The 22,006-nt window shown below is 73.0% G+C and carries 25 protein-coding genes; 7 read left to right on the top strand and 18 right to left on the bottom strand.

Features of this window, described 5'->3' with window-relative positions; genetic code table 11:
• Positions 1–12: 12 nt before the first annotated feature.
• The 15 genes from LEL83_RS07885 to LEL83_RS07815 form a co-directional block, all read right to left on the bottom strand.
• Positions 13–1,461, bottom strand: a complete 1,449-nt coding sequence (locus LEL83_RS07885; RefSeq protein WP_225558391.1) for a flagellar hook-length control protein FliK — start codon at positions 1,459–1,461, stop codon at positions 13–15.
• Positions 1,458–2,198, bottom strand: a complete 741-nt coding sequence (locus LEL83_RS07880) for a C40 family peptidase (RefSeq protein WP_225558390.1) — start codon at positions 2,196–2,198, stop codon at positions 1,458–1,460. Before LEL83_RS07880 ends, LEL83_RS07885 begins: the two co-directional genes overlap by 4 nt.
• Positions 2,195–2,626, bottom strand: a complete 432-nt coding sequence (locus tag LEL83_RS07875) for a flagellar FliJ family protein (protein WP_198658485.1) — start codon at positions 2,624–2,626, stop codon at positions 2,195–2,197. The genes LEL83_RS07880 and LEL83_RS07875 overlap by 4 nt, the downstream gene beginning before the upstream one ends.
• The gene (locus tag LEL83_RS07870) at positions 2,626–3,957 is read right to left on the bottom strand and encodes a FliI/YscN family ATPase (protein ID WP_225558389.1); all 1,332 of its coding nucleotides are present in this window, start codon (positions 3,955–3,957) and stop codon (positions 2,626–2,628) included. Before LEL83_RS07870 ends, LEL83_RS07875 begins: the two co-directional genes overlap by 1 nt.
• Positions 3,954–4,631: a FliH/SctL family protein gene (locus LEL83_RS07865; RefSeq protein ID WP_225558388.1), complete on the bottom strand. Its 678-nt coding sequence runs from the start codon at positions 4,629–4,631 to the stop codon at positions 3,954–3,956. The genes LEL83_RS07870 and LEL83_RS07865 overlap by 4 nt, the downstream gene beginning before the upstream one ends.
• Complete coding sequence (gene fliG, locus LEL83_RS07860; RefSeq protein ID WP_198658482.1) at positions 4,624–5,676, bottom strand: flagellar motor switch protein FliG; 1,053 nt, start codon at positions 5,674–5,676, stop codon at positions 4,624–4,626. The genes LEL83_RS07865 and fliG overlap by 8 nt, the downstream gene beginning before the upstream one ends.
• Positions 5,673–7,343, bottom strand: a complete 1,671-nt coding sequence (gene fliF / locus LEL83_RS07855) for a flagellar basal-body MS-ring/collar protein FliF (protein WP_225558387.1) — start codon at positions 7,341–7,343, stop codon at positions 5,673–5,675. Before fliF ends, fliG begins: the two co-directional genes overlap by 4 nt.
• The gene (fliE, locus tag LEL83_RS07850; RefSeq protein ID WP_225558386.1) at positions 7,343–7,681 is read right to left on the bottom strand and encodes a flagellar hook-basal body complex protein FliE; all 339 of its coding nucleotides are present in this window, start codon (positions 7,679–7,681) and stop codon (positions 7,343–7,345) included. The genes fliF and fliE overlap by 1 nt, the downstream gene beginning before the upstream one ends.
• Entirely contained in the window at positions 7,681–8,076 is a 396-nt protein-coding gene (locus LEL83_RS07845; RefSeq protein WP_225558385.1) for a flagellar basal body rod protein FlgC, read from the bottom strand. Before LEL83_RS07845 ends, fliE begins: the two co-directional genes overlap by 1 nt.
• Positions 8,073–8,417 (bottom strand): flagellar basal body rod protein FlgB, encoded by a 345-nt coding sequence (locus tag LEL83_RS07840; protein WP_198658479.1) that lies wholly within the window; start codon positions 8,415–8,417, stop codon positions 8,073–8,075. The genes LEL83_RS07845 and LEL83_RS07840 overlap by 4 nt, the downstream gene beginning before the upstream one ends.
• Positions 8,418–8,651: 234 nt before the next feature.
• Entirely contained in the window at positions 8,652–8,972 is a 321-nt protein-coding gene (locus LEL83_RS07835; RefSeq protein WP_225558384.1) for a hypothetical protein, read from the bottom strand.
• Positions 8,962–9,435, bottom strand: coding sequence for a flagellar export chaperone FliS (gene fliS / locus LEL83_RS07830; RefSeq protein ID WP_225558383.1), 474 nt, complete (start codon positions 9,433–9,435; stop codon positions 8,962–8,964). The genes LEL83_RS07835 and fliS overlap by 11 nt, the downstream gene beginning before the upstream one ends.
• A gap of 11 nt (positions 9,436–9,446) precedes the next feature.
• Positions 9,447–10,850, bottom strand: coding sequence for a flagellar filament capping protein FliD (gene fliD / locus LEL83_RS07825; protein ID WP_225558382.1), 1,404 nt, complete (start codon positions 10,848–10,850; stop codon positions 9,447–9,449).
• 90 nt (positions 10,851–10,940) lie between these two features.
• Positions 10,941–11,828: a flagellin N-terminal helical domain-containing protein gene (locus LEL83_RS07820; protein WP_225558381.1), complete on the bottom strand. Its 888-nt coding sequence runs from the start codon at positions 11,826–11,828 to the stop codon at positions 10,941–10,943.
• Between the two features lie 119 nt (positions 11,829–11,947).
• The gene (locus tag LEL83_RS07815; protein ID WP_198658474.1) at positions 11,948–12,763 is read right to left on the bottom strand and encodes a sigma-70 family RNA polymerase sigma factor; all 816 of its coding nucleotides are present in this window, start codon (positions 12,761–12,763) and stop codon (positions 11,948–11,950) included.
• Positions 12,764–13,209: 446 nt separating this feature from the next.
• On the opposite strand from LEL83_RS07815, the gene LEL83_RS07810 reads away from it, so the two are divergent.
• From LEL83_RS07810 to LEL83_RS07790, 5 genes are all read left to right on the top strand, one after another.
• Entirely contained in the window at positions 13,210–13,695 is a 486-nt protein-coding gene (locus tag LEL83_RS07810) for a flagellar protein FlgN (protein WP_198658473.1), read from the top strand.
• Between the two features lie 4 nt (positions 13,696–13,699).
• Entirely contained in the window at positions 13,700–15,121 is a 1,422-nt protein-coding gene (gene flgK, locus LEL83_RS07805) for a flagellar hook-associated protein FlgK (RefSeq protein ID WP_225558380.1), read from the top strand.
• Positions 15,122–15,123: 2 nt separating this feature from the next.
• Positions 15,124–16,005: a flagellin N-terminal helical domain-containing protein gene (locus LEL83_RS07800; RefSeq protein WP_225558379.1), complete on the top strand. Its 882-nt coding sequence runs from the start codon at positions 15,124–15,126 to the stop codon at positions 16,003–16,005.
• A complete protein-coding gene (fliW, locus tag LEL83_RS07795) occupies positions 16,002–16,370 on the top strand; it encodes a flagellar assembly protein FliW (protein WP_225558378.1) in 369 nt (122 codons plus the stop codon). The genes LEL83_RS07800 and fliW overlap by 4 nt, the downstream gene beginning before the upstream one ends.
• A 252-nt stretch (positions 16,371–16,622) precedes the next feature.
• Positions 16,623–17,546 carry a putative endonuclease domain-containing protein gene (locus LEL83_RS07790; RefSeq protein WP_225558377.1) on the top strand — a complete coding sequence of 308 codons (924 nt, stop codon included), beginning with the start codon at positions 16,623–16,625 and terminating at the stop codon, positions 17,544–17,546.
• A 4-nt stretch (positions 17,547–17,550) separates the two neighbouring features.
• On the opposite strand, the gene LEL83_RS07785 is transcribed toward LEL83_RS07790, so the two are convergent.
• Positions 17,551–18,171: an LbetaH domain-containing protein gene (locus LEL83_RS07785; RefSeq protein WP_225558376.1), complete on the bottom strand. Its 621-nt coding sequence runs from the start codon at positions 18,169–18,171 to the stop codon at positions 17,551–17,553.
• 38 nt (positions 18,172–18,209) lie between these two features.
• On the opposite strand from LEL83_RS07785, the gene LEL83_RS07780 reads away from it, so the two are divergent.
• Positions 18,210–19,085: a hypothetical protein gene (locus LEL83_RS07780; protein ID WP_198658467.1), complete on the top strand. Its 876-nt coding sequence runs from the start codon at positions 18,210–18,212 to the stop codon at positions 19,083–19,085.
• Positions 19,086–19,335: 250 nt separating this feature from the next.
• Here LEL83_RS07780 and LEL83_RS07775 read toward each other — a convergent pair whose 3' ends face one another.
• Together LEL83_RS07775 and LEL83_RS07770 are read right to left on the bottom strand one after the other, a co-directional pair.
• A complete protein-coding gene (locus LEL83_RS07775) occupies positions 19,336–20,304 on the bottom strand; it encodes a beta-ketoacyl-ACP synthase III (protein WP_225558375.1) in 969 nt (322 codons plus the stop codon).
• A gap of 92 nt (positions 20,305–20,396) precedes the next feature.
• Positions 20,397–20,789, bottom strand: coding sequence for a ChaB family protein (locus LEL83_RS07770; protein WP_225558374.1), 393 nt, complete (start codon positions 20,787–20,789; stop codon positions 20,397–20,399).
• Positions 20,790–20,890: 101 nt separating this feature from the next.
• On the opposite strand from LEL83_RS07770, the gene LEL83_RS07765 reads away from it, so the two are divergent.
• Complete coding sequence (locus tag LEL83_RS07765) at positions 20,891–21,862, top strand: aldo/keto reductase (protein ID WP_225558373.1); 972 nt, start codon at positions 20,891–20,893, stop codon at positions 21,860–21,862.
• Positions 21,863–22,006 lie beyond the last annotated feature (144 nt).

The following is a 22,006-nucleotide window of genomic DNA, read 5'->3' as shown; positions in this document are numbered from 1 at the left end:
TTCGTGAGCCGGTCAGGCGAGGACGTCGAGTCCCGCGGTGCGGATGGAGGGCGTGGAGGTGGTGGGCTGGGCGCGCGGGGCGACCCGCGCCTCCAGACCGGTGTCGCCGGGCAGCGCACGCGCGGCCGGACGCTCGTCGCGACCCGACGGGTCCCGTGGCTGGTTCTGCGACGACAGGTCGAGCGTGGTGCTCCCACCGGCGCTCGCCGCGTCGCGGCGGAGGTCGGGGAGCACCTGGCGGACGGCCTCGCGGCCGGCGTCGGACGCGGCGAACAGCTCGACGTGCATGCCGTGGGCCGTGACGTGGGCGCGGACCGTGACCGGTCCGAGGGTGTCCGGCACGACCTGCACGGTGACGACGTGTTCGCCGGGTCCGGCCTGTGCGAGCGAGAACACCGGTCGCGTGAGCTGCTGGGCGAGCGGCGCCGACGGGGTCGGTGCGACCGACGCGGTCGTGGGCGTCGTCGACACCACGGCGGGCGTCTCGCCGCCGCGGGTGGGGACGACGGCCAGGAGGCCCGGATCACCCGGCGTCGACACCTGCTGCTCCGTCGCGTGGCCGGTCCGGGGCGCCGTGCCGGCTGCCGGCGCGGCTGCTGCCGCGACGACGACCGGGGTCGGGACCACGGTGACGCCGTCGTCGGCGCGCGTCGGGACCGTCGTGGGGGCCGCGGGAGCGGTGGACGTCGGGGATGCGGCGGGTGCGGGGGCCGTGCCGGCGGTGTCGGTGGCGGTCGCGGCGGGCGCAGCTGCGGGTGCGGGTGCGGCCGGCGACCCCGGTGTCGTCGTCGTGGTGGCCGACGTCGTGGTGGCGACGGCTGCAGGTGTGGCGCCCACCGACGACCCCTGCTGCGCGGTGTCGGCAGCGACAGTGGCAGTGGCAGTGCCAGCGGCAGCGGCAGCGGCGGTCGAGGCAGCTGTGGCGCCGGCAGCGGCGGGGACCAGGGCGGAGGCCGGGGCCCCGACGACCGACGACCCGGTCCTGCCCTCGCCGGCCGGGGGCGTCGGCGTGGCGTCGGCGACCACCGCGGACACGACGACCGCGCGCGGGTCCTCGGCCGAGGGGTCGGGCGTCCCGGCGGCTGGTCGGTCCGCCGCGTCGCCGGTGCTCGGCGCCGTCGGTGCGACCGGGGTGGTCACGAGGCCGGCGACCAACAGCGCCTGCGCACCGGCGGGCATCGCCTCGCCCGCGGCACCCGAGGGGTCCGGCGTGGTCGCGGGCGCACCCGCGGCCGTGCCGGTGCCGGTGCGGGTGCCGAGGGGCACGGCCGTCGAGGCCTCGGGGCTCGTGCCGTCCGTGTCCTCCCGCTGGCGGGCCCCGTCGCCGGTCTGCCGCTCGGTGGCGACGGCGGCGGTCAGGGCCGCGCCGAACGTCCCGGCGGCTGCCGGGTCCGCGGCCGGACCACGGATGGTGCCCGCGGCGGTCGGGACGGACGGCTGGGTCGCGATCGTCATGCTCATGCTGCGCTCCCGGCCTGCACCATCGCGCGGAGGGCTGCGGCCTGCAGGTCCGTCGCGCTCGAGGCGGCGGACACCGCGGTCGTCGCCGGCGTCGGCGTCTGGCTCGGCACGATGCGTCGGATGGTCGCGATGTCACCCGGGGCGTACCAGTTGTCGACGATCCGGACGTCCTTGCCGGGACGGGGCGCGTGCAGCACCTTGCCGTCGCCGACGTAGATGACGATGTGCTGCTCACCCTTCGGCACGATGAGGTCGCCGGGCCGTGCGTCCTGCAGGGACCCGACCTCGACGCCCATCTTCGCCTGGTCCGGCACGACGCGGGGCATCGTGACGCCGAGGTCCTTGAACACCGTCTGCACCAGCCCCGAGCAGTCCATGCCCGCGGTCGTGGTGCCGCCGAAGACGTAGGGCACCCCGAGGTACTTCTCCGCGTCCGCGACGACGTCGGCACCGCTCGCGCCGCTGCCGGTCGCCAGGGTGCCGGCTCCCGCGTCGACCGAGGTGGCCGGAGCGGTCCGCGTACCCGCGGCGGGGACGGTCGCAGCTGCACCGGCCGAACCGGCCGCGGTCGTCGAGGCCGTGCCGTCGGCCGTCGCCAGGGCGTCGGCGAAGGCCGAGGCACCCGCGCCGCCCGACCCGGCCGGTGCGGCGGACGGAGCCGTCGCCGTCCCGCCGCGCAGCGTGTCGATCTGCGACCGGATCTCCGAGATCCGGGAGAGCACCGCTTCGACGCTCATCGAGAACCACCTTCCGTGCGGCGTCGTGCCGCGATCTCGTCGAGGGCGCCCTGCTCCGCACGCAGTTCCTCGGCCGCCTGCTGCTCGGCGTGCTTGCCCTCGAGCTTCTCGAGCCCGACGGCGGCACGGCGCGCGGCACCGTAGGCCTCCTGCGCACGGTCGGCGTCGGCGCGACGGGACTGCACCACGGCGTCGAGCTCCTCGAGCATGCCGCGGGTCGCTGCCCGTGCTGCGGCGACGGCGCTCAGGGTCGCGGCGTCCTCGATCGGACGGACGTCCTCGCTGTCCGCCAGGCTCCGGCGCGCGGCGATCCGGGCGTCGGCGGCGTCGCGGACGCGCTCGTTGGCGGCCGCCAGCGAGGCGGCGGCGCGGTCCTGCTCGGTGTGCCGCAGGCGCAGCAGTCCGGCGAGCGGGAAGCGGCGGGCCATCAGGCGATCCCTCCGAAGCGCGCGACCAGGGCGCCGAGGCCCTGCCAGGACGCCGCGGCCGTCGCGCGTTCGTCCATGCCCTGCTGCAGGAACGCGTCGATCGCGCCCTGGTGGTCGACGGCCGCGTCCACCAGCGGGTTCGAGCCCCGCTGGTAGGCGCCGACGTCGAGCAGGTCCTGCGCGGCACGGCGGGCGGCCATCACCTTGCGCAGCACGGTGGCGGCGGCACGCTGTTCGGGCGTGGTCACCTTCGACGCGACGCGCGACACCGACCCGAGTGCGTCCACCGAGGGGAAGTGTCCGGTGATCGCGAGCTTCCGGTCGAGCACGACGTGCCCGTCCAGGATGCTGCGCGCGGCGTCGGCGATCGGTTCGTTGTGGTCGTCGCCGTCGACCAGCACGGTGTACATGCCGGTGATGCTGCCGACCCGGTCGGTGCCGGCTCGCTCGAGCAGCCCGGCGAGCACCGAGAACGTCGACGGCGGGTAGCCCCGTGTTGCCGGCGGCTCCCCCACGGACAGCCCGATCTCGCGCTGCGCCATCGCGACGCGGGTGAGCGAGTCCATCATGAGCACGACGTCCTGGCCGGCGTCGCGGAACGACTCGGCGATCCGGGTGGCGACGAACGCGGCGCGCAGGCGCATCAGGGCGGGTTCGTCGGAGGTCGACACGACGACGATCGAGCGGGCGAGACCGGCGGGTCCGAGGTCGTCCTCCAGGAACTCCCGCACCTCACGGCCGCGCTCGCCGACCAGGGCGATCACGTTGACGGCCGCGTCGCTCCCCCGCGCGATCATCGACAGCAGCGAGGACTTGCCGACGCCGGACCCGGCGAACAGGCCCATGCGCTGGCCCCGGCCGACCGTGGTCAGGGTGTCGAGCACGCGGACGCCGAGCTGCATGGGCGTGTTGATGCGGGTCCGCGCCATGGCGTTCGGGGTGTCGTGGTCGAGCGGGACCCAGGCGTCGGCGTCGAGCGGACCGCGGTCGTCGATCGGTCGCCCGAGCCCGTCGAGCACCCGCCCGAACAGCCCGGCGCCGGTCGGCACGAGCACCGGCCGCCCGGTCGGACGCGCGGGGGTGCCCGCCGTGACCCCGGTGAGCCGGCCCAGCGGCATGCACCGCACACCGGACGCGTCGGTCGCGACGACCTCGACGGCGGTCTGCTCGCCGTCCTCCGGACCGACCACCACGACCTCGCCCACGCGGGCGTCGAGACCGGCGATCGTCAGGCCGAGCCCGACGGCGCTCGTGACGACGCCGACCCGCTGGGGAGCGGCCTGCCGCAGGGCCTCGTCGAGCCCGCGCGGACGCAGCAGCGTGGCGGTCACCGGTCGGCTCCGCTCGGGACGGCGGCGGTCGCGGCGACGCCGAGCGCGGTGCGCGCACGGTCGAGCGCGGTGGTGATCCGCGCGTCGAGCAGTCCGTCCGGCAGGTCGACGACGGCGTCGCCGTCGCGCAGCGCCGGGTCGGCGACCACCGGCACCGCGAGGGCCAGGTCGGCCACGCGGGCCGCGTCGCCGGGGCTCAGTCGGACGGCCACCGGGACGGTGCGGTCCAGGGATGCGAGCGCCCGCCGGACGGTGTCCTCGGCGCCGGACGCACCCTGCGCCCGTCCGTCGGTGGTGCCGTCCACCGGCCGGGAGGCGCGGATCGCGTACCCGACGACGGCCTCGGCCAGGTCCATGGCCGCGCTGGCGACGGACGCCTCGGCGTCCGCCAGGACGGGCGCGACCGTGGCGAGCATCGCGGCGGACGCGGCGTCGAGGACCGCGACCCGGCGGGCGGTGTCCGCCTGCAGCGCCGCGATCCGAGCGGCGTGCTCGGCCTCGAGCCGGGCACGCAGGGCGTCGGTCTCGGCCTGCGCGGCCCGCAGTCCCGCCGTGTAGCCGGCGGCGTGCCCGCGGACGTCCGCACCGGTGGCGCGCTCGCGGCCGGCGCGGTCCCCGATCACCGGGTACGCGACGCGCTGCACGGTGCCGGTGGCTGCTGCGGTGTCAGTCAACGAGCTCGTCCTCCTCGGCGCGGTGCACGGTCACGACGCCCTGCGCCTCGAGCTCGCGCACGGAGCGGACGACCTCGGCGCGGGCCTCCTCGACCTGCGACACGCGGACCGGGCCCATGGCCTGCAGTTCGTCGTCGAGCAGCGCACGGTTGCGTTCGGACACGTTCGCGCGGATGGTCTCGACGACCGGCCCCGCCGCGCCCTTCATGGCGGTCGCGAGGAGCTTCGAGTCGATGCCGCGCAGGACCTGCTGGATGTCGCGCGCCTCGAGCTTGACGATGTCCTCGAAGGTGAGCATGCGGGACCGGATGTCCTCGGCCAGCTCCGGGTCGCGGGCCTCGAGCCCGTCGAGCACGGCCTTCTCGGTGGCGACGTCGGACCGGTTGATGATGTCGACCAGGGGCGCGATGCCGCCGACGACCTCGACGCTCTCGCGCGGCGACACGACGGCGCCGGCGCGCTGTCGGAGCACGCCCGCGACGATGCCGACGGCTTCGGGGGTCGCGCTGCCCATCGTCGCGAACGCCTGCGCCACGTCGGTGCGGACGCGCTCGTCGACCCCGGCGAGCACGGCGCTGGCCTGACCCGGCTTGAGGTGCGCGAGCACGAGGGCGATGGTCTGCGGCAGTTCGCCCTCGAGCAGCGTGATCACCTGGCCGGGCTCGGCGTCGTCGAGGAAGTCGAACGACTGACCGGCGAGGTTCGACGCCAGCCGGTCCATCACCCCGGCGGCGCGCTCGGCGCCGAACGAGGCCTCGAGCAACCCGAGCGCGGTGTCCTTGCCGCCGCGCTTCTGCATGCGGCCGCTCATCGTCAGCCGGTGGAACTCGGTCATGGTGCGGTCGACGACGGTGTCCTCGACGCGGCGCATCCGGACGATCTCGGCCGAGATCTCCTCGGCCTCCATCTCGGTGAACTGCTTCATCACCTCGGCGGCGCGGTCGGTCTCCATCTGCATGAGGATGAGCGCGACCTTCTGGGCACCGGTGAGCGCGCGGTCCGCCGGGGCGCCGGGGCCGCCGGCGCTCGGGACGAGGGCGCTCACACGCCCGCCCGGTCGTCCAGGAGCCCGCGCAGCAGGTCGGCGGTGCGCTTCGGGTCACGCTCGGCCAGCGCGGAGATGTCCTGGCGGCGGCGCTCGGCCGAGATCTCCTCGGTCGTCAGGACCTCGGTGGGCGGGTCGCCGGCGGGCACGGCCGAGAGCACGGCGGTCGGGGCGTCACCGGCGCCCAGGGTGGCGCGCTCGTCGGCGCCGTCCACCGCCAGCGGCAGCTGGAAGGTCTCACCGGCGAAGGCGTCGAGCTCGCCCAGGTCGACGGCCTCGCGCTCCTGTCGGCGGTTGCGGCGGGCGATGACGACCATGACCGCGATGACGGCGAGCACGATGCCGATCACGATGCCGGCCGTGCGGATCGACGACCAGAGCGCCTCCTGCTGGTCCGCCTTCTCCTGTGCCTCGAGGGCCTTCGCGGCCTCGTCCGACGCGCTCGTGTCGAAGTCCATCGTCGCGACCTGCACCTGGTCGCCACGGTCGCGGTCGATCCCCGCGGCGGCGGACACCAGGTCGTTGATGCTCTGCAGGTTCGCGTTCTGCACGGCGGCGGCCTTCGAGTTGAGCGCGACCGAGATGGTCTGCCGGTCGAGTGCGCCCGACGGGATCTGCGTCGTCTCGGTGGTGTGGTCGACCGCGTTGTTCTTGGTGGCCGTCTCGTTCTTGTAGCCGTCGTCGCCCGCGCCGTCCGCGGCGTCGCCGTTCGGCACCGCGATGTTGTCGGGGCCGAGGACGCCCGTCGCGCCGCGCCCGGCACCGGCTCCGGCGCCGTACTCCTCGGTGGCGCTCGACTCGTTCAGCGCGACCGGGCCGGAGGTCGGGGTCGTGTAGCGCTCGGACGTGCGGGTGCCGGACTCCTGGTTCATCGTCGCCGAGACGACGACGCTCGCGTTGCCCGCGCCCAGGGTGGTGTCGAGCAGGTCCTGGATCTTCTTGCTCGTCGCGGCGTCGTAGTCGGCGGCCTGGTCGGCGCCGCTGCCGGTCGCGCCGGTGCCGACGGCGGAGAGCGTCTGGCCCTTCGCGTCGACGACCGAGACGTCGGTGGGCTGCATGCCCTCGACCGCGGCGCTCGTCAGGTGCACCACGGCCTGCACCTGGTCGGTGCTCAGCTGCGTGCCGTTGTCGGTGGCGATGAACACCGACGCGGTCGGGTCCTTCTCCTCGGAGACGAACACGGACTTCTCCGGGATCGCGAGCTGCACGGTCGCCGTCTCGACGCCGTCCATCGCCGAGATGGTCTTGGCGAGCTCGCCCTCCATCGCGCGCTTGTACGTGACGTCCTGCTGGAACTCCGAGCTCGTCACGCCCATGTCGTCGAGCAGCGAGTACCCGCCCTCGTTCGACGACGGCAGGCCGTTCGACGCCGCCTTGAGCCGCTCGGAGTACACCTGCGCCTGCGGCACGAGGATGGTCGCGCCGCCGTCGGTCAGCTCGAAGGGCACGCCGTCGGTCTGCAGCTGGTCGGTGATGGAGCTCGCGTCGGCGGCGGCCAGCCCGGTGAACAGCGGAGCGTACGACGACCGCCCGAGCCACGACGCGAGCGCGACCCCGCCGAGCACGAGCGCGGCGATCGCGAGGATCGCGATGGTGCGCTGGGCGGCGGAGAAGCCCTGCACGTACGCCCGCAGGCGAGCCAGGGCGTTCTTGACGGCGAGCGGCATCAGGCCTGCATCCTCATGATCTCGGTGAAGGCGTCGACGCCCTTGTTGCGGACGGCGGCGACGAGCTCGAGCGTGACCTGCGCGCGGGTGGCGGCGATCGTGGCGTCGTGGACGTCGTCGAGGTTGCCGGTGACGGCCTTCAGGGCCAGGGTCTTCGAGTCGCTCTGCAGCGCCTGCAGCCCGTCGACGGCGTTGCCGAGGCTCGCGGCGAAGCCGCTGCCGTCGGTGGGTGCGGCACCGCCGGTCCGGGCGGTCGCGTCGCTGCTCGTCCCGCTGACGTTCGTCAGCGCGGAGGTCATCGCGTTGGTGGTCACACCGTTCACGGCGTCGATGGGCATCAGTTCTTCCCGATCTGCAGTGCCGCCTCGTAGGCGGTCTTGGCACGGTCCACCACGGCGGCGTTCGCCTGGTAGCCGCGCTGGGCCATGATGAGGTCCGCCATCTGCGTGCCGAGGTCGATGTCGGGCATGCGGACGTAGCCCTCCTCGTTCGCGAGCGGGTGGTCCGGGTCGTAGGTGACACGGCCGGCGGCGCTGCCGAACGCGGCGCCCTTGACGTACGCGCCGGAGACGCCGTTGCCCTCCTGCACCTCGACGTACCGCGCCTGGAACGCGGTGTCGTCCATCGACGTCACGGTGTTCGCGTTCGCGATGTTGTCGGACACGGCGTCGAGCCACTTCCGGTGCACGGTCATGCCGGTGCTCGCGATGCCGATCGCGTCGAAGGTCGTCACGAGTTGGTCCGCATCGCCGTGCGCAGGCTCGTGGCCTCGCCGCCGACCGCCTGGGTCGCGAACTGGTAGCGCAGGACCGTGTCGATGTTCGACAGCGTCTCCTGGTCGAGGTTCACGTTGTTGCCGTTCGTGTTCGTCGGCTCGAGGCTCCGCCCCACCGTCGGGGTGGTGCTGCCGTCGCCGTCGACGATCGACGCGGCGAGGGCGTCCTCGAACCGGACCTTCTCGGCGTGGTAGTTCGGCGTGTTGATGTTCGCGATGTTGTTCGCGATCACCTTCTGGCGCATCGACAGACCGTCGAGGGCACTCTGCAGCGCGACGCTCGTCACGGAATCGAACACGGGGGTCCCCTCGTCAAGGCGTGTCGACGGTGCGGTCGACGTCGCCGTGCGTGGTGGCCGATCCCTGGCCGGTTGGTGAGCGATCCGTGCTCGTGGGCCGCTATCGGAGCGCGTCGTGCGAGGCGTTAGCGCTCGCCCCGAACGGGGGGCGGTGGGTGCCGGCGGGACCCGGGACACGACAGCGCACCCGTCGATCGACGGGTGCGCTGTCGCACGTGTGGTGCGTCGGACCGGTCAGGCCGAGGCGTCGAGGTACACCGACACGCGGGGCTCCCGCGTCGCGTCGACGGCACGCAGCGCGCCGAGGTGCTCGAGCGTCGCGCGACGGTCCGCCTCGAGCGACGCCAGGCGGTCCCGCTGCGCGGCGAGCAGCCGGGAGGCCCGCCCCACCAGGTCGCGCGGCACCGGTCCCAGGCCGGTCGGTGCCGACCACCCGGCACCGGCGGACGGGTCGGCTGCGGCCGTGGAGCCGGCCGCCTGCCCGGCCGCGTCCTGCTCGAGCGCGGTGAGCAGGGCCTCCCAGGCGACCCGCTCGGTCGTCTGCTCAGGCGACACCGAGGGCTCCTCCGGTCGCCTGCTGCGCTGCCGGCGTCGCCGGCAGCGAGGCCGCTGCCTCGTGCCAGGACTGCCGGAGGGGCTCGAGGATGCGGATGCAGTCGCGCGTGGCCTGCACGTCGCGGTGCACGTTCGCCGTGATGAGCGAGGTCGACGCGTAGTTGTACACGGCGAGGAGCCCCTCGCCGCCGTCCCAGACGTCGATGCGCAGGGTGCTCGAGAGCTCGCCGACGATCGCCTGGGCGTGCAGGAGCTGCTCGCGGGCCGCCTCCCAGTCGGTCGCGACCTGGGCGGCCTCGGCGCGGTGCAGGTCGAGCAGGAGCCGGTCGTAGAGCATCGTGACGAGCTGGGCCGGCGTCGCGGACAGCACGGCCTCGTTCGTGTACTGGGCGCGACGCTGGTCGGTCACGGTGCGGGGCTGCGCGGCCTGGCGGAAGGCGGCGGCCTGGAAGTCGAAGGTCATGGTCGTTCCCGTCAGCGCGCCGTCGATGTCGATGCCAGCTGGCTGGCCAACCAGCTGGACTGGGACTGCAGCTTGCTCAGGCTGGTCTCCAAGGATGAGTAGAGGGTCTGCAGGGCGGCACGGCGCGAGGTGAGCCGGTCCGTCCAGCTGTCGATCTGGGTGGTGAGGTCCTTCGCGACGGCCTGCTGCCCGGTGATCGTGGTGGTGATCGAGCCGGTGTACTTGTCCGACGACGCCGTGGCCGCGGCCCCGACCTTCGCGGCGACCCCGGAGAGCATCGCCTGGGTGGCGTCCGGGTCGGTCGCCAGGGCCTTCTGGAAGACCGCGGCGTCGAAGGTGAAGCTGCCGTCCTTCGTGATCACGATGCCGATCGTCGACGGCGACTTCCCGTCGACCGGGGCCGACATCGTGCTGGCCAGCCGCTGCACGGCCTCGCGGGACGCGCCGTCGCCGAGCAGGATGCCGGCCTTGGTCGTCGTGGTGCCGGACGTGACGCTCGTCGTGCTCGTCACCGCGGTGTTCGTGCGGTAGTACGACGCGATGGCGTTCATCGCGTCGACGAGTCCCGACGCCACGCCCTGGGCCTTCGTCGTGTCCTGCCCGACCGTGACGGTCACCGGCTCGCTGGTGACCTGGGACACCGTGACGTCGAGTCCGGGCACGAGTCCGCTGAAGGTGTTCGTGGCACTCGTGACCGTCTGCGCGGCCGCGGTGCCGGCCCACAGGGTGACGCTGGCGTCCTTCGCGGTGGTGACGACGGCCGCACCGGTCTCGGTCAGGACGTTCGTCGCGGTACCGGCCGCCACGGCGTCGGCGCCGCCGCGGTACACCTGGAACGCACCGGAGGCCCCGGTCTTCGCCGCGGTGAGCTGCAGTCGGTAGAGGCGGTTGCCGTCGGCGTCGGTGCCGGCCGAGACCTTCGTCGAGGTGACGCCGGCGCCCGAGGCGTTCAGCGCGGACACGGCGTCGTCGAGCGATCCCGACTTCGGCGTCACGGTGGTCGACCTGCCGTCCGCCCCGACGACGGTGATCGGCTGCGCCTCCGACGACCACGTCGACATCGCGGCGGTCACGCCGACCTGGGCCGAAGCGGTCGAGCCGACGGTGAAGCTGATGGACCCGGCGCCCGCTCCGGTGCCCGTGACCGCGGTCACGCTCGGCGCGGAGCTCGTGGCGGTGAACAGGTCGAGCGAGGTGGCCTTCGCGGCGTCCGCGGCCTTCGTGGCGAGCCCCTGGACCAGCCCGTTGATCGTCTGCAGTGACGAGATGAACGAGTTCGTGCTGGTGAGCTTGTTCTTGAGCAGGGTCTGCGGGACGCCCTCGACGCTCATCAGCGAGTTGATGAGGTCGGTCGTCTTGAGACCGCTGACCAGGCCGTCGATGGCCAGGCTGTTCCCCGAGGAGACGGACGACATCGGTGGCTCCCTGCCGGTGTGCGGTGGCGATCGGATGCGGACGACGCCGCCCACCGGGACGACCGGTCCCGGTGAGCGGCGTCAGGGGTGCTAGCGCAGGAGCGAGAGCACGCCCTGCGTGCTCTGGTTCGCCTGCGCGAGCATCGACGTGCCGGCCTGGCTCAGGATGTTGTCACGCGTGTACTTGACCATCTCCTGCGCCATGTCGACGTCGGTGATGCGCGAACCGGCAGCGGTGAGGTTCTCCTTGGCCACGTTCGTCACGTTGATGGCGTGGTCGAAGCGGTTCTGGACTGCACCGATGCTCGAACGTGCCTCGGACACGGTCTTGATCTGGGCGTCGATCGTGGTGATCGCAGCCTGCGCCGCCGTGTTGCTCGCGAAGCTGATCTTCGCCGGGACGGCTGCGCCGTCGGCGTCGGTCCCAGCGGTCACGGTCAGGTTCTCCGCGATGTTCTTGACGTTCGCCTTGCCGAGGTCGACCTCGATCTTCGACGACGCACCGGCGTTCGCACCGACCTGGAAGGTCAGCTTGCCGTCCCCGGCGGTACCAGCGGTGCCGTCGAGGAGGTTGATGCCGTTGAAGTTCGTCGAGCTCGAGATGCGGCCGAGCTCCTTCTGGAGCTCCCCGACCTCGGTGGTGATCGCCGCGCGCGAGTCAGCGTTGTTCGAGTCGTTACCGGCCTGGACGGCGAGGTCGCGCATGCGCTGGAGGATCGAGTGGGTCTCGGTGAGGCCACCTTCAGCGGTCTGCACGACGGAGATGCCGTCCTGTGCGTTGCGGGCGGCGACCGTGAGGCCACCGACCTGGGACTTCAGCCCCTCGGAGATCGACAGACCGGCGGCGTCGTCGGCGGCGCGGTTGATGCGGAGACCGGTCGAGAGCTTCTCGAGGGACTTCGACAGGTCGTTCTGCGTCGCGTTGAGGTTCCGGTACGTGTTGAGTGCCGAGAGGTTGGTGTTGATGGACATACCCATGGTGTGTTCCTCCGTGAATCTGGGTCGTACGCCGGCCCGTCCGTGGGCTGACGTGGATGACTCTCGACCGGTTGCCGGGAGTCGTTAGGGGATCGGCGGAAAAGTCTCCCGCCGACGCTTCAGCCCGCCGCCACGGCCGTCCCCGGTGCGGCGTCGTGCACGGCACGGGCGACTCCGGCGGCGGCGTTCGTCGCGACGCGGGCGAGGTAGGCGCTGCGGCGGGCGGCGGTCGTGCGGCTGGCGGGTTCGACGGTCGTGCCGTCGCCGTAGTGCGCGGCGAGGCCGTCGTGCAGCAGTCGCATCGCCTCGGAACGCTGCTGCGACACCGCCGAGTGCGTGATGCCGAGCTCGGCCGCGACGTCGGTCACCGAGCGGTCGCCGAAGTACACCGCCTCGACGATGAACCGCATGCGCTCCGGCAGGGCCTCGACCGCTGCGCGGAGGTAGCGGCGCTTCTCGGTCTCGAGCAGGTCGTCGCCCGGCAGCGGCAGGTCGGCCGCCACCAGGTCGTGCACGGTCTCGTCGAGGGGCGCGACGGTCCGGGCGGCGTCGCTCATCGCGTCGACGGCCGTCTGCCGGTCCACGCCCATGGCGTCCGCGATCTCCTGGGCCCCGACCGTCCGACCGAGTCGGGCGGACAGGGCCTCCTGCGTGGCGAGGGTCTCCCGGATGCGCTTGCGGGTGCCGCGCGAGGCCCAGTCCGACGAGCGCATGTCGTCGGCGATCGCGCCGGTGATGCGGGTGCGGGCGTAGGCGCCGAACGGCACCCCGAGCGTCGGGTCGAAGGCGTCGGCGGCGGCGACGAGTGCGAGCGAACCGACGGCGGCGAGGTCGTCGCGGTCGAGGTGGGTGGCACGGGAACGGACGTCGGCGACGATGTAGCCCACGAGTGGCAGGTGCTCCACGATCATCGCGTTGCGTTCGGTGCGGTGCATGCTCATCCCCTGGTCGACCTGACTGACGGTGTCGGCTCACCCGTCCGTGGGCGCGACGGACGCCGGCCTCGGTCGGGCCGGTGCGTACGCCGATGACCCGCCCGGGTCCCTCCGGGCGGTGCACACCGCGTGACTCGGGCGCGGTTCCGGGTGTCCCCCGGGGTGCGTTCTGAATGTATCGGCTGGCAATGCGCTGAGTGGGGGCTCGTGCGTCCCCAGTGCGGGGGTCTCCGGGCCTGATCCCGGTCGGCATTTGGGGGGACCGGGGCACGGGAACGATCGTTCTTGTCCCCCGACAGGGGTCACCGCCCACGAGGACACGGAGTACAGCGGGCGCACACTCGAGACCATGGCTTACGGCTCGGACCACCGAGTCGATAGGTCCCGGTGTCCGCAGGATGACGGACCGAGACCGACCCCGAACCACCACCACCCGGGAGGAGCTGATGAGCGTGAACGACCTGTCCGCCGTGCTCTGGCGCGAACGCGAGCTGCTCGAACTGCTCACCTTCAAGCTCGAGGAGGAGCAGCTGCTGCTCACCGCGGGCCGCTCCCGCTGGGTGTCGCACGCCAGTCGCGAGGTCGAGCAGGTGCTCGACCGGCTCCGCAGCACCGGGCTCGAGCGCGCCGCGCAGAGCGCCGAGGTCGCCGAGGAGTGGGGTGTCGCGGCCGACGCTCCCCTGCGCGAGGTCGTCGCCGCCGCGCCGAACGGCCCGTGGGGCGAGATCCTCACCGCCCACCTGACCGCGATGGTCGAGCTGACCACGCAGATCGGTGCCCTGCGCGACGAGAACGACCGGTTCCTGCGCGCCGCCGCCCTGGCCACAGAGGAGACCCTGGCCGGCACCGTGTCCGGGGCCGCCACCTACGACGCCTCCGGCACCTCGGGCTCCGGCTCCGACGGCGCCCGACTGTTCGACGGGAGCCTGTAGCACCGTGGTCAGCACCTTCGGCTCCCTCGCCACCGCCTACTCGGGGCTCGCCGCGGCCCGCGCCGGCATCGACGTCACCGGACAGAACATCGCCAACGCCGGCACCGACGGCTACACCCGGCAGCGGGTCACGCAGAGCTCCGTCCCCGCGGCCCAGACCGGGTTCGTCCGCGGCACCGCGGCGCTCGCCGGCCAGGGCGTCTCGGTCGACGGCATCGCCCGCCTGGCGTCCCTGACGCTGGACGCCGGCGTGCGGGTCGCCGCCGGGTCGTCCGCGTACGCCGATGCCCGTGCCACCGCGTTGTCCGCCCTGGAGACCGGCCTGCACGAGCCCGGCAAGAACGGTCTGAGCGCCAAGCTCGACGCCTTCTGGTCCTCGTGGAGCGAGCTCGCCAGCCACCCCGACGACCCGGGTGCCGCCAGCGCGGTGCTCGGCGCGGCGGGCACCGTCGTCGCGGCCCTGGCGACCGGTTCGCAGGCCGTCGACGCCCAGTGGTCGTCGGTGCACGGCGCGGTGGCCGGTCAGGTCGCCCAGCTCAACGACGCCGCGGGCCGGGTCGCCGACCTGAACGGACGCATCCGCACCGCCCTGGCGTCCGGCGGCAGCGCGAACGAGCTGCTCGACCAGCGCGACCGCCTCACCGAGCAGATCGCCACCCTCGCCGGCGGCACCACCCGGACGAACGCCGACGGCACGGTCGACGTCCTGCTCGGCGGCAACCCGCTCGTGCAGGGCACCGACGCCCGCTCGGTCGCCCTCGGCGGCGGCCAGCGCCTCGCCGACGGTGCCGCCGTCACGCTGACGTGGACCTCCGGCACCGCCGGGGCCGTCGGGCTGAGCGGTGGCTCCATCGGCGGTGCACTCGCGGTCCTCGCCCCGGCGTCCGGCACCGGCACGGGTGGCGCGCTGGCCGAGGCGTCCGCCTCGTACGACGCCGTCGCGACCCGGCTCGCCGCCACCGTCAACGCGGTCCACGCCGCGGGCAGCACGTCGACCGGGGCGACCGGCGCTCCGTTCTTCGCCCTGCGCGCCGGCGTCCCCGCTGCCCAGGCACTCAGCGTCGTCCCCACGGACGCGAGCGGCCTGGCGACGCGGAACGCGGCGGGGGAACTCGACGACTCGTTCGCCGACGCGCTCGCGCGACTCGGGGCGTCGTCCGACGGCGCCGACCAGGTCTGGGCGACGTTCGTGACCGGGGTGGGCACCGCCTCCCGGTCGGCCACGACGGAGTCGACGCTGACCGGACTCGCGCTCACCAACGCGCGCACCCAGCAGCAGTCCAGCGCCGGTGTCGACCTCGACGAGGAGAACGTGAACCTGCTGAGCTACCAGCACGCGTACCAGGGCGCGGCACGCGTCCTGACCGCCGTCGACGAGATGCTCGACACCATCATCAACCGCGTCGGACTCGTCGGGAGGGGCTGATCGTGATCACCCGCGTCACCACCCAGATGTCGATGGCCGCGGCCTCGGCACGGCTGCAGGCCGGCGCCGCCCGGGTCGCCGAGGCCACCGAGCAGGCGACCACACTGCGGGCCGTCCAGAAGCCCTCCGACGACCCGGTCGGCACGGCGTCCTCGATGCAGGTGCGCAAGGAGCAGGCCGCCGCCGCGCAGTACACACGCAACGCGAACGACGCCGTCGGCTGGCTCGCCACCACGGACAGCGCGCTGTCGAGCGTCTACTCGGTGCTCAACCGGGTGCGGGACCTGACCGTGCAGGCCGCGAACACCGGGACCATGAGCGACACCGACCGCGACGCGTTCGTCACGCAGTTCCGGTCGCTCGCAGCCGACCTGGAGGCCCGGGCGAACACCACCTACGGCACCCGCTGGGTGTTCGCCGGTGCCTCGACCGCCGCCACCGCGTACGACCCGGCCACCGGGTGGGCGGCGTCCGGCACGGACGTCACCCGCCGTGTCGGCGACGACACGACCGTGCGGGTCGACACCCCAGCCGCGGCCGCGTTCGGGTCCGGCGCCTCGTCGGTCTTCGCCGTGGTCGACTCCATCGTCAGTGACCTGCAGAACGGGGTGAACGTGAACGCTCGCATCGGTGACGTCGACCAGGCACTCGGCACGCTCCGCGGCGCCCAGGCCGACGTCGGTGTCCGGCACGCCGCCGCCCTCGGCGCCCAGGAGTCGCTCAAGTCGACCACGGTGTCGCTCGAGAACCGCCGCGCCGGCATCGAGGACGTCGACCTCGCGAAGGCCGTGCTCGACCTGCAGGTGCAGCAGACCAACTACCAGGCAGCCCTCGCCGTCACCGCGAAGGTCCTGCAGCCGACCCTGATGGACTACCTCCGATGAGCATCGCCCTGACCTTCGCCGTCCCGCCGTTCGGGCTCGCCGCCGCGCCGTCGTTCACGTTGACGCCGGTCGACGGCGCCGACGGGCTGTTCACCCTGGTCGGCGACGGCGCACGCCTGTTCCTGCTCGACGCCGCGGTGCACCTGCCCGCGTACGCGCCCGAGCTGTCCGACGAGCAGGCCGACGTGCTCGGGCTGACCGATCCCGCCGACGCGATGCTGCTCGTCGTCGCGAACCCGGGGGCGTCCGGCACCACCGTGAACCTGCTCGCGCCGGTCGTGGTGAACGCCCGGACGGCGGTGGGCGCGCAGCTCATCCTCGAGGGGCAGGACCTGCCGCTGCGGGCGGAGCTCGCCGCGGCGTAGGGGGTTGCGGGGGCCTGCACCCGTTCTGCGACATCCCACGAGTCGATCGCCGCGTGCATCGTCGCAACATGCACCGGCATCCTGTGCGAGCGCATGCGACGACAGCCCACCGGATGTTCGACTGGTGCATCGTCGGAACATGTCCACGCACCGACCCAGCTGACTCCTCCACAGGGCGTTCGTCGGGCGTGCGTCTGCACAGATGGTCGTTCCCGGGTCATCCCGACGGCGTCGCTCACGGAGCCTGGATGCATGGGCAGAGCGAGCGAGATCGAACTCATCCGGACGACCGGAACGACCGGCGCGGAGCGACGAGCACTCGAGCGTGACGTGCACCGCGGTCGCCTCCGACGGCTCCGACCCGGGGTCCTGATCGGCGTCGACGCGCTCGAGGGGCTCCATCCGGGCGAGCAACACCACGTCCTGGTCCGCGCATCGCTCCACCGTCTGCGCGCCACCGATGCCGTGTCCCACCTGTCGGCGGCCGCGGTCCTGGCGCTCCCGTTGGTCGGGACGCCGCCTCCGAAGGTGCACGTGTGCGATCCGACGACGACGCACACCCGGGTCTCTGCCTGGTTCGTCCGCCACGGCGCCGCCGGGCGGCCACCGACGGTCCTGCTCGACCGCGACTCGATCCCGACGACCACCGCCGCGCGGACCGCGGTGGACGTGGCGGCGACCCGACCGCTGCTCGAGTCACTCGCGGTGGTGGACGCCGCCCTCGCTCGGCGGACCGCCACACCCACCGAGTTGCAGACCGAGCACGGCGCGCTGACGTCGGCACGCACCAAGGCGGGGATCGCTGTGAGGATGGGGTCGGCGCTGTCGGGATCGCCGGCGGAGTCGGTGTGCCGGGTGCGGTTCCGGGAGCTCGGCGTCGCAGAACCGGTGCAACAGCACGTGTTCGCTCGGGCCGGCGGTGGTTCGGCGATCGTGGACTTCTGGTTCCCCGAGCACGGCGTGGTGGTCGAGGTCGACGGACGGGGCAAGTACGAGGACCCTGCGATGCTCGACGGCCGCTCGACCGCCGATGCGCACTGGCGGGAGAAGCGGCGGGAGGACTTCGTCCGGTCCTTCCCCGAGGTCCGTGCGGTGGTGCGGCTGTCGTGGTCGGACCTCATGCACCCGGACCGTGTCCGGGCTGCGCTGCGACGGGCTGGTGTCCCGTGCCACTGATCGTTCAGTCGGCCGTGTGCGGGGCGCCGGGGTGGTACGTCCGCTGGCGCTCAACCACGAGGGGCTCCGCGCTGCCACCGACGACGACCTCGCCCCGGCCGACCCGCACCAGACCCGCGCCCTTCACCACACCGCCGCGCCGGTCCGGATCCGGCTCGTGGTGGTCGCCGCCAGCGCCGAGCACGACGTCGCGCACGGAGACCGGCCCGAGCACCTGCGCACCGGTGCCGATCGTCGACGGCGCCTCGACGAGACACCCGGCGGTCAGACGTGCTCCGCTCCCGATCTCGACGTCCGAGCCGGTCGCGACGATCGTCACCGGCCCCGGTCCGAGTTCGACCCCGTCGGCGATGCGCACGCTCGCTGCCGTCGCCACGATGGTCACCGGCCCGGGACCGATCCGCACCCCTGACCCGATGACGACAGAGCCACCCGCGCGGGTCTCCAGCGTCGCCGAGGGGTGGACCACGGTCCCGGTCCCCACGGAGACGTCCCTGCCGATGAGCGCCGAGGCCGGATCGAGCACGAGCACGTCCGGGGCCAGCGCCGCGACCTCGCGCTCGTTCAGGAACCCGGCGGCCCGACGGGCCACGTCGACCGCTGTCCCCGGGGTCTGCTCGTCCACCTGGCGAGCCTCCCACACTGTCGGCGTACGGTGTGCACATGGCCCGCGCCCCGAAGGACCAGCCGATCGTGCCCATGCCGACAGCCCCGGTCTCCCCCACCCAGATGTCCGACAGCCGAACGCAGCAGCTGCAACCCTCCGGATGGGTGAAGTGGCTGGACCGCGTGATCAGTGTCCAGCGGCCGGTGGTCGTCGCACACGTCGCTGCGATCCGTCGCCGCAAGCCCGACGCCACCCCGGCCGAGGTCATCCAGATCCTGGAGCGGCAGTACCTGACCGCTGTGACCACCGGCGGGGCGGCGGTCGGAGCGAGCGCGGTGATCCCCGGCGTCGGCATGGTGGCTGCGCTCGGGCTCAGCGGTGCGGAGACGGTCGGCTTCCTCGAGACCACGGCGCTCTTCGCCCAGTCCATCACCGAGGTGCACGGCATCGCCCTGGACGACCCGGAGCGATCCCGCACGCTCGTGATGGCGATGATCCTCGGCGCGCCGGGCACCCAGCTCATCAAGCAGCTCGCCGGTCAGGCGACCGGCGGACCGGCACGGACGGCGTTCTGGGGCGAGCTCGTGACGTCGTCGCTGCCGAAGCAGGTCGTCAACGGCATCGGGGGCCAGGTCCGTGACCAGTTCATCAAGCGCTTCGCCGTCCGGCAGGGCACTTCGGTCGTGGGGCGCGCACTGCCCTTCGGCATCGGCGCTGCCGTGGGGGGTCTGGGGAACCATGCGCTCGGGCGGAAGGTCATCCAGGCCTCGCGGACCGGGTTCGGGATGCCGCCGGCGCACTTCCCGGTCGTGTTGACGGTGACCCCGCCAGCCGAGCGCACCCGTCGCGCCCTGCCGTGGAAGCGCGGCACGGGCAAGGACGACGAGCTGTGGACCGAGCCGGGCCAGGGCGGGCCGACCGCCGAGCGGTGACGCCCGCCGGTTGATGGCACCTGCCCGAACGCGCGGGCCGAAGCAGCCGTGCAGAACCGGCTGAGCGGACGGAACTGTTCACGCCGACCCCAGCCCAGCCAGACGAACCAGCCGCCGGACCGAGCGACCTCGGCGAGTCCGCTGGTCATGCCGAGGAGCACGACGCCCGGCCAGGCTGACCAGCACGACGCCCGGCCAGCCCGACGCCCGGCCAGCCACCGCCCACGCAGCAACCGGCCCGACCGCCCGACTAGAACGACCGCACGGGCGTCGTGACGACCTGCCCCGCGTGCGCGAACCCCCCACCGAAGCCGAACAGCAGCGCCGGGACGCCCTCCGGCAGATCCCCCCGCTCCCACGCCTTCGACAGCCCGAGCGGCACGCTCGCCGCCGAGGTGTTCCCCGACTCGACCACGTCACGCACGACGAACTTCGACTCCCCGCCGAGCGCGGTCACGAGCGGCTCGATGATCCGCAGGTTCGCCTGGTGGAACGCGAACACCTCGATGTCGTCGAGCGTGAGTCCCGCGGCCTCGACGACCTTGCGAGCGTGTCCCTCGGCTTCGGTGATGGCCCAGCGGTAGACCGAGCGGCCCTCCTGGTTGAACCGCCCCGGCGAGCCCTCGACCCGGACGGCGTCGAGCAGGTGCGGCACGCTCCCCCACGACACCGGTCCGATCTCCGGGGTCTCCGACGCGCCGAGCACGGCGGCACCGGCACCGTCGCCCACGAGGACGCAGGTCGAACGGTCGGTCCAGTCGGCGATGCCCGAGAGCACCTCGGACCCGATGACGAGCGCCACGTCGGACGTCCCGACGCGGATGGACTGGTCGGCGAGGGCGAGGGCGTACTCGAAGCCGCTGCACGCGGTGTTGATGTCGATCGGTGCGGGCCCGTTCGTCATGCCGAGTGCGGCGGCGACCCGACCGGCGGTGTACGGCGCACGGTCCTGGTGGGTGGTGGAGGCGACGACGACGAGCCCCACGGCCGACGGTGCCACGCCGGCGTCGGCGAGGGCGCGGCGTCCGGCCTCGATGGCCATCGAGGTCACGGTGTCGTCGGGACCGGCGATCCGCCGCGTGACGATGCCGGTCCTGGTGCGGATCCACTCGTCGTTCGTGTCGACCATGGTCGAGAGTTCGTCGTTGGTCAGGACGCGTTCGGGCTGGTGGTGTCCGAACCCGAGGATCCGGCTGCCGCGGAGAGCTGGGATGTTCACGGTCGGCACGTTACCCCTCCACCCCGATCCCGCATGCCCAGCGCGGCATGCACGGCACGCGCCGCACGATCGAGCCCGGTCGGCTCGACAGGTCAGTCGCGCGCTGCGGCGGTCGCCCGGTCGTTGGCCCGTTTGATGGCCTCGACGAGCTCGCCCTTGTCCATCTTCGAGCGCCCGCTGATGTCGAGGCGCTTCGCGACGTCCATCAGGTGCGCCTTCGTCGCGTTGGCGTCGACACCGCCCTGGGTCTGCCCGTCCCCGCGGGAGCCGGCCGCGCCGGAGTCCGAGGGACCGGAGGACTCCTTCTCCTCCCAGTGGTCGCCGACCTTCTCGTACTCGTGCTTCACCGCCGCGAACGCGGTGCGGCGGGCACGCTCGCCGGGCCCGTACGACTCCTCCGCCGAGTCGAGGGTCTCGGCGAAGATCGCCTGCGCGTGCTCCGGCGACCGCTGCAGGGTGCTGGGGATCTCGTCCTTCGCTGGCATGGGGTGCTCCTCTCGAGTGCTGCACCCTGACTACTCTCCCCACCGCTGACCGGCACTCCCTGGGCCTGGCACCACCAGCGCGTCACGAGTAGACCGTCCCCATGGACTACACACACCTCGGTCGCACCGGCCTGTCCGTCTCCCGCGCCGTGCTCGGAACGATGAACTTCGGCCCGGAGACCAGCGAGGACGACTCGCACGCCATCATGGACCGGGCCCACGAGCTCGGCGTCAACTTCTTCGACACCGCCAACGGCTACGGCGGCTCGGTCGGCAAGGGTGCCACCGAGGAGATCATCGGGCGCTGGTTCGCCCAGGGCGGCGGCCGACGCGAGAAGACGGTCCTCGCCACGAAGGTCTACGGCGAGATGGTCGACTGGCCGAACGGCGGCAAGCTCAGCGCGCTGAACATCCGCCGGTCGCTCGACGCCAGCCTGCAGCGCCTGCAGACCGACCACGTCGACCTGTACCAGTTCCACCACGTCGACCGTGCGACCCCGTGGGACGAGATCTGGCAGGCGATCGACGTCGCCGTGCAGCAGGGCAAGGTGCTCTACGTCGGCTCGTCGAACTTCGCCGGGTGGCACATCGCCCAGGCGCAGGAGGCGGCGAAGCGCCGGAACACCTTCGGTCTGGTCAGCGAGCAGTCGATCTACAACCTCGTCGTCCGTGACGTCGAGCGCGAGGTCCTGCCCGCCGCACGCGAGTACGGCCTCGGCGTCATCCCCTGGTCGCCCCTGCAGGGCGGCCTGCTCGGTGGCGTCATCGAGAAGACCGAGAACGGCTCGCGGCGCCTGTCCGGTCGGAGCGCCGAGTACGTCGACGCCCACCGCGACCAGCTGCAGTCGTACGAGTCGTTCGCGAAGGAGCTCGGGCACACACCCGGCGAGCTGGCCCTCGCCTGGCTGCTCCACCAGCCCGGCGTGACGGCGCCGATCACCGGGCCCCGCACGATGGAGCAGTGGGAGTCGGCCGTCCGCGCCGTCGACATCCGTCTCGACCAGCGCGCGCTCGACCGCCTCGACGAGATCTTCCCTGGTCACGACACCTCGCCCGAGGACTACGCCTGGTGACGGAACCGACGGAACCGACGGAACCGACGGAACCGTCGGAACCGTCGGAACCGACGGAACCATCAGAACCGTCGCGTCGCTGACGCGACCACCTGACTGGAGGCTCCCCACCGGTCCGACCCACACCGCGCCTCCCGTCCGTGG

The sequence above is a fragment of the Curtobacterium oceanosedimentum genome (assembly GCF_020297365.1).
In the GTDB taxonomy this organism is placed as follows: Bacteria; Actinomycetota; Actinomycetes; order Actinomycetales; family Microbacteriaceae; genus Curtobacterium.
The sequence above is the reverse complement of the archived record's forward strand: the minus strand, read 5'-3'. Positions and strand labels throughout refer to the sequence as shown.

Bases quoted from the DNA above. Each gene is read 5' to 3' on its own strand.
- LEL83_RS07880 (WP_225558390.1), bottom strand. From the start codon at position 2,198: ATGAGCGTCGAAGCGGTGCTCTCCCGGATCTCGGAGATCCGGTCGCAG.
- LEL83_RS07815 (WP_198658474.1), bottom strand. From the start codon at position 12,763: ATGCACCGCACCGAACGCAACGCGATGATCGTGGAGCACCTGCCACTC.
- LEL83_RS07820 (WP_225558381.1), bottom strand. From the start codon at position 11,828: ATGGGTATGTCCATCAACACCAACCTCTCGGCACTCAACACGTACCGG.
- fliE (WP_225558386.1), bottom strand. From the start codon at position 7,681: ATGCCCATCGACGCCGTGAACGGTGTGACCACCAACGCGATGACCTCC.
- fliD (WP_225558382.1), bottom strand. From the start codon at position 10,850: ATGTCGTCCGTCTCCTCGGGGAACAGCCTGGCCATCGACGGCCTGGTC.
- LEL83_RS07885 (WP_225558391.1), bottom strand. From the start codon at position 1,461: ATGAGCATGACGATCGCGACCCAGCCGTCCGTCCCGACCGCCGCGGGC.
- LEL83_RS07765 (WP_225558373.1), top strand. From the start codon at position 20,891: ATGGACTACACACACCTCGGTCGCACCGGCCTGTCCGTCTCCCGCGCC.
- fliW (WP_225558378.1), top strand. From the start codon at position 16,002: ATGAGCATCGCCCTGACCTTCGCCGTCCCGCCGTTCGGGCTCGCCGCC.
- LEL83_RS07770 (WP_225558374.1), bottom strand. From the start codon at position 20,789: ATGCCAGCGAAGGACGAGATCCCCAGCACCCTGCAGCGGTCGCCGGAG.
- LEL83_RS07780 (WP_198658467.1), top strand. From the start codon at position 18,210: ATGGCCCGCGCCCCGAAGGACCAGCCGATCGTGCCCATGCCGACAGCC.
- fliS (WP_225558383.1), bottom strand. From the start codon at position 9,435: ATGACCTTCGACTTCCAGGCCGCCGCCTTCCGCCAGGCCGCGCAGCCC.
- LEL83_RS07790 (WP_225558377.1), top strand. From the start codon at position 16,623: ATGGGCAGAGCGAGCGAGATCGAACTCATCCGGACGACCGGAACGACC.
- LEL83_RS07875 (WP_198658485.1), bottom strand. From the start codon at position 2,626: ATGGCCCGCCGCTTCCCGCTCGCCGGACTGCTGCGCCTGCGGCACACC.
- fliF (WP_225558387.1), bottom strand. From the start codon at position 7,343: ATGCCGCTCGCCGTCAAGAACGCCCTGGCTCGCCTGCGGGCGTACGTG.
- LEL83_RS07810 (WP_198658473.1), top strand. From the start codon at position 13,210: ATGAGCGTGAACGACCTGTCCGCCGTGCTCTGGCGCGAACGCGAGCTG.